Origin of the sequence: Massilia sp. MP_M2, from assembly GCF_039123635.1 — a bacterium.
GTDB lineage: Bacteria > Pseudomonadota > Gammaproteobacteria > Burkholderiales > Burkholderiaceae_D > Telluria.
Genome location: NZ_JBCHJF010000020.1, coordinates 1 through 6,122 on the forward strand (window position 1 = coordinate 1; position 6,122 = coordinate 6,122).

Genomic DNA, 6,122 nt, shown 5'->3' on the forward strand with positions numbered 1-6,122 from the left:
CCCATCCCGAACAGGACCGTGAAACGACTTTGCGCCGATGATAGTGCTGCAACCAGTGTGAAAGTAGGTTATCGTCAGGCTAGTTATATAGAAAAACCCCACTCAGTGATCTGAGTGGGGTTTTTTGCTTTGGGCGATCGAATAACACACAGGCTCAATCAACGATTATCAGTGCAGGCGCGGGACGTTGTCAGTGCCAATGCGAGTTCTGCTGCCAGTACCTAAGACGGTGAAACAGCCCCCCTGTCGCCGCAAGCAACGCCGCGCACCTCACGCAGCGTCCCTGGCAGTACGGCCCCAGGCGACACGATCACGTCGTCACCCGAGCCTGATGTTTTGCCCGAACCGGTATCGCCACCGCCGCGCTGGCTGGTTGCCATCAGAACGTGGGTGATGACCGGAAATCTTGTCGCCAAGCTTGGTTTGGTCATCCTGTTCATCGGCGTCGCATTCCTTCTCAAGTATGTGGCGGCAACTATTACCATCCCAATGGAGCTACGGTTGGCCGCAGTGGTGCCGGCCGACCTGGTACTGCTGGGTTGGGGCTGGCGCCTGCTTGGCAAACGCAGGGAAATCAGCTTGCCGGTTCAGGGAACGGCGATCGCCATCCTGATGCTGGTGATTTTCAGCGCATTTCAGCGCTATGCCTTGATACCTTCCGAATTCGCATTCGCCTCGCTGGTGTTGCTTACAGTATTCACATGCCTGCCGGCGATCTTGCAGGAAGCGCCATGGCTCGCGGCATTCGGTATAACCGGTGGCTTCGCCTGTCCGCTGCTTTTGTCCACTGGACAGGGGAACCATATAGCCCTGTTTTCTTACTACACGATGCTCAATGTCGGCGTGTTCGTTCTGGCGTTCAAGCGTTCGTGGCACCAGCTCAATCTGCTTGGTTCCGTTTTCACGTTTGGGGTTGCTGGGGCCTGGGGCCTGGGGCGGATTGCAATATACCTCGAACAATTACGCATCGGCGCAGGCTTTTCTCATCCTCTTTTTCCTGTGCTATTCCGGCATTCCTTTGGCATTTGCTGGCCGCAAGAGAACACGGCTTCAGGATTGTGTCGACGTCACGCTCGTCATGGGAACGCCATTGCTGACATTCGGATTTCAGGTTGGGCTGGTCAAGGACATGCCGTTTGGACTGGCGTTCTCTGCTCTTGGTCTGGGCGGCTTCTATCTCGTGGTCGGTACGATGCTCTGGCGCGCCGGCAAGGAGCGCTGGCGAGTGCTGGTCCAGACGTTTGCAGTTCTTGGCGCTATCTTCGGCACACTGACGATTCCGTTTGCCCTTGATGCGCGCTGGACCTCGGCAGCATGGGCACTGCAAGGATTCGGTTCCGTATGGTTCGGATTGCGCCATCAGCGGCGTGCCATCTGGATTTGTGGACTCTCGTTGCAGGTCGCAGCCTGGATCAGCTTCACGATCGCGCTGTCCAACCTCGACAGCGACGCCGCGCTGACAGCGAACTTGTGGCTGGGCTTCCTGCTGCTCGCCGGCAGCGCGTACGCTGTGGCCGTGGCGTTACGCAGGCCGAACGGCGGCGAACAGGATTTGTCGCCGCTGGCCAGTACGGCCTTGGTACTAGCGGCTGCCTGGCTGCTGGCCGGGTGGTATGTCGAAGCATTCCTGCGTTTTTCGGGCGCCACCCTGGCGAACTGGATCGTTGCCGATTCGATGCTCACCGCGCTGCTGCTGTATGCCATCAGCCTGCGCACCGTCTGGCCCACCGCGCGGCGACTGGTCCTGGCCGCCCAGATCGCGGGGGCTATCGGCCTGGCAATTGCCGTTGCGCCTAGGTTGTCGTGGATACATATGATTGAATCAGGTGACGCTATGCCTTTGCTTGGCGTAGTCATCCTGGCCGTAGCGGCGTTGGCGACCAGCCGGACGCTGCAGCGGGCCGCGCCCACGGACGCCGGTAGTTACCTTCCAGCGTCACTGCTGTTGTGGAGCGGCATCTGGTGGGTATGCGCCCTCAATGTCACGGCCGGCCGGGTAATCGACTATCTGCCCTCTACCCTGGGCAGCGGGCATTCCCGTTGGCTGGCACTGTATGCGCTTGGCATCGCGGCCACGTCGACTGCGTGCGTGCGCTGTGGCCTGCGCTTCGCCTGGCCACAATTGCGTGGGTTCGCCCTTGTCTGCTGGGCTGCGATGAGCATTATTACGCTGCGTTTACTTGCACAGCTTTATGGCGCGCATGCGCTTCCGGATGGCGCATTCTGGATCGCATGGGCAATTACATGCTTGAGCAGCGAACAGGCGATGCTGCGCTGGGATGCCAGCGGCTCGCTACTGGAGCGTACCGTATTGCAGATTCTGCATACTGTGCGTACGGCTGGCCCGTGGCTGGCGTTATGGCCGACTGGTGCGATCCTGATCGACGGGTGGCTCGCCACGCCGACGGACAGCGTGCTGATCCTGCGAGACAGCTGGATCACCGATGCGGCCTGGAGCAATTACCTCCCGACATGGGCAATGATGCTGTTCCTTGTCGGCTTGCTGCGTCGAAGCGTGATGAGGCGCTGGCCCACTGTGCCGATCTCGGACTGGTACCAGTCGATTGCTGTTCCAGTGGGTACTGTTCTCACGATGTTGCCGATCACTCTGTGGAATCTGAGACACGATGGCGCGATGGCCCCGTTGCCCTATCTTCCACTGCTCAACCCGCTCGATCTGACCACCGGGTTCGTGCTGCTGCTATGGGTAGTCACGTTGCGGCAGCTCGCTGCGAGGGCTGCGTCGGACCAGCCAGTTCTGCGCACGTTGCGGCGTGCCGGCGCAGTGGCAGCGTGGCTCTGGTTCAATCTCATGCTGCTACGAAGCGCGGCGCATTACCTTGGCATCGATTGCCGGCTTGCCGAGCTCGCTGCTTCGGAAACGGTGCAGGCGTTGCTCTCTCTGACTTGGGGCGCAAGTGCTTTCGTGCTCATGCGCATCGCGGCACGTACTGCCAAACGGCGGCTCTGGTGGGGCGGCGCATTCTTGTACAGCATTGTTGTGGCCAAGCTGTTTTTGGTCGACTTGGCCAATGGCGGGAGTATCGCGCGTGTCGTCTCGTTCGTAGGCGTTGGCCTGTTGCTGCTGCTCGTTGGCTACCTGGCGCCGTATCCGAAGGCATCGCAGGCCGCGTCGACGGCCGCGCCAGTGTGACCCGTACAGGAGCATCACTCCATGCCGACCTTTCTCTGCAAATGCTGTTACGCCATCATGGCATTCGTGCTGTCGGGCGCCGCCGCCACGGCGAATCCAGTGGCCCCCACCGACAGGCCAGCTGATTATTCGGATAGTCTTTCTTTGCGCATTGTCAGCAACCAGGCCATCGTGCGATTGCCGCTCCCGCGTGCGGTCTATTTGAATGCGCGTTCGCCTGCCTTGCACGATCTGCGCGTGTTCGATGCCGTCGGCGCGTCCATGCCTTTTGCGCTGCTCGATCAGGCGCCACCCGCCATCGAGAAGAAGGCTATTGCACAGGTCGCGATCTTCCCACTGTATGGCGCCGCCCGAAATGCAGGTGCATTGCCTGAAAGCTTGCAGATTCGTACCCGGAGCGACGGCGCCGTCATCTCGGTGACGACGCCGTCGCGCATAGCAAGCGACGAGCTGCAAAGTTTGATCCTCGACCTTCAGCCGGCGGCACTTGCTGCGAAGGTCAGCGCAGCCGCGCCAGTGGGCGCGCTGGCGTTATCGTTGCCCCAGGGGATGGCCAGCTACAACGCGCACGTCGCCGTCGATGTAAGTAACGACCTGCAAGATTGGGAAGTGCTGGCCGAAGCGGCGGTCAGTTGGCTCGTCAACGATCGCGGCGCAAGTGTAGGCAAGCACCGCATCGAATTCTCGCCGCGGTCATTTCGCTACGCCCGGATTCGTTGGCTAGACGGCAAGCCACTCGCCTTTGTCGATATCAACGTCGAATATATCGTGTAGCAGTACGCTGCCATGCAACTCGAGACCATCGTTCTGCCGGCTCTGCCGGCTGCCGAGGGGAGCGATTAGATGTATGACATCGCCTGTCGCCATCCCTGCGATCTCTGTTGGCTTCGTGTTTCAGGCGCAGAATGTGGTCATGCCGGTGATGGTGGGACAGTACCAAACCACGCGTGGCCGCAAACCGGGTGAGCGGGGTGTGACACAGTTGCAGCCGATCCTGAATACAACCTTTTACCAACTGTCGCAGAAGGGACAGCAGCGCGTCTCCGGCGACGTCGAAATTGCCCCCACGAATGCGGCGACCTGGGTGGCCCGACCAGTGGCCCCCGTGCTGGAGCGCCCTGCCTTGCGCTTGCGTTGGGCGCCTGCAACCATCGTGTTCGTTGCTGCAGGCAAGGCGCCGTACCATCTGGCGTTCGGCCGTGCCAGGGCAACGACCGCCAGCGTGCCGCTATCCCAAGTGGCGCCGGGTTGCACGCCGCGTGAGCTGGCCGAACTGGAACCAGCGACTCCGGAGGCGCTCGTGCAACAGCAGCGGGCCGATACGATCGAGCAGGTTGACGTTACTATCGGCACCCGTCGGCATTGGCTGTGGGGCGTGTTGGTATGCGGCCTCGCAGCACTTGCCGCCATGGCGTGGCACCTGTTCCGTCAAATGAAGGTCGATACTTCCGGTGTGCCTGCATCCGACGCTGTGTCCGACAGCGGCCTGCATGCCTCTGACTAGTGAGAAAAAGCGGCACCCAAAGCGACTCAACGCACGGGCGGACGGTATCAAACGGGTTGCATAATCGACGTGATCCAGATCCAGATCTCGATCCCGATCCGGATAGCGCAGGCACTCCTGCGTCAGTGATCGTTGATCGTAGGTCGTCGTTCAATCCGTGGCTAGCAAACAGTGTGGGGACTCGATGGTGCGCAGCCGCTGCGGCATTGTCAGGCGCTGCAGGCTCCAGCCTGGCTCGACAAGCGCTATGTCGGACGCGACCAGCGTCTGGACGGCATTGGCAAACGCCTCGACTGGCACGCCAATCGCATCTGTCTGGGTATATCCGACTCGTACGACGCCTGCGCGGCGCAGACGCGCATGCAATGCGATTACCACTATCAAAAGCTGCTCCGCAAGGCGCCGGTGTCATGGGCGATCGCCGTGAAGATCATTGTGCCGGGGTATATCGATGCGCCGCGCCTGCAGGAACCTAAAGGCGGCAAGCTGCTCATGCCTGCCGAAGAGGACGCCACCTGGTGCATCGTGGACGCTATCGATCTGCGCGCGGTGCGCTGCCTCTGTCCGTGGCAGCCGCACTGGATGGGCAAGTTGTCCAATCTTCTGCTGCGGAGGGGGGCTACGCAACTTGCGTTGCGAGTGGATCAGGCAGCGCGGTGCTGGCCAGTGGAGCGCAGTTCGAGCCGATCCCAGAAGCGGTCGTGGATCGGCAGAAGAAGTACGTTGCACACCGGTTCGAGGATCGCCGCGATGCCGCCAAACGCAAGAGAGCCAGTTGCGCAGTAGATCACAGCAAACGCAATCGCCATGTGCATGGCGGTCTGGCTGAGCTTTTCAGCCGCAGCGCGGGTAAAACGTTCGCGCTCGGAACCCGCCCGGGAACGAAAGGCAGCCCACCCTTTTTCATGGAAGGGAAGAAGCACTACATTGATGACTGGCTCGATGACGATCGCAAGGCCGCTGAACATGACCGAGCCAGTGAGCGCATAGGCAATAGCGAAAGCGATGGCCATATGGGTGAAGACTTGGCTGGTTTTCTTGGCGGCAATGACCATTGTAACTCCGGAGTTTGTGCTGTTGATACAGTAGAAGCAAATGATAGTCATTCTCGATTGGCGCACAAAGCAATATAAATCTACGGTGTTCATAGTTTTTGACTATTTAATCTTGGATGCTGATAGCTCGGTCTATTTATAAAGCCTCTTGCGGAACATGTCACAGGTTTGTTATAGTCTCGCTCTGCCCGACGCAGACGCCGCTTTCAAGCAGCGACAGCGAAGGAAAGAAGGGGTTGACGAAAATTAAGAAGCACTTTATAATTTCGCCTCTCTGCTGCTAACGAACACAACGCTTCGTAGCGATAGCAGGAAAGCAGCACCGAATAAGTTCTTTAAAAATTAACAGTCGATAAGTGTGGGCGTTTGATGAAGGTGCCAAGAACTTCGGTTCTTGATTACTTAAATT

4 protein-coding genes and 1 pseudogene are annotated in these 6,122 nt (G+C 59.5%); 4 read left to right on the top strand and 1 reads right to left on the bottom strand.

Annotation, left to right across the window (positions count from 1 at the left end):
* Positions 1 to 393 precede the first annotated feature (393 nt).
* The 4 genes and pseudogenes from RCH14_RS23870 to RCH14_RS23885 form a co-directional block, all read left to right on the top strand.
* Positions 394 to 888 (top strand): annotated as a pseudogene (locus RCH14_RS23870) (DUF2339 domain-containing protein); the annotation flags it as partial.
* Entirely contained in the window at positions 836 to 3,154 is a 2,319-nt protein-coding gene (locus tag RCH14_RS23875; RefSeq protein ID WP_343028595.1) for a DUF2339 domain-containing protein, read from the top strand. The pseudogene RCH14_RS23870 and the gene RCH14_RS23875, both read left to right, overlap by 53 nt.
* Before the next feature lie 21 nt (positions 3,155 to 3,175).
* Positions 3,176 to 3,928, top strand: a complete 753-nt coding sequence (locus RCH14_RS23880; protein ID WP_343028596.1) for a DUF3999 family protein — start codon at positions 3,176 to 3,178, stop codon at positions 3,926 to 3,928.
* A 73-nt stretch (positions 3,929 to 4,001) separates the two neighbouring features.
* Positions 4,002 to 4,658 (top strand): DUF3999 family protein, encoded by a 657-nt coding sequence (locus RCH14_RS23885; protein ID WP_343028597.1) that lies wholly within the window; start codon positions 4,002 to 4,004, stop codon positions 4,656 to 4,658.
* A 644-nt stretch (positions 4,659 to 5,302) separates the two neighbouring features.
* Here RCH14_RS23885 and RCH14_RS23890 read toward each other — a convergent pair.
* Positions 5,303 to 5,713 (bottom strand): DUF2061 domain-containing protein, encoded by a 411-nt coding sequence (locus tag RCH14_RS23890; RefSeq protein WP_343028598.1) that lies wholly within the window; start codon positions 5,711 to 5,713, stop codon positions 5,303 to 5,305.
* Positions 5,714 to 6,122 lie beyond the last annotated feature (409 nt).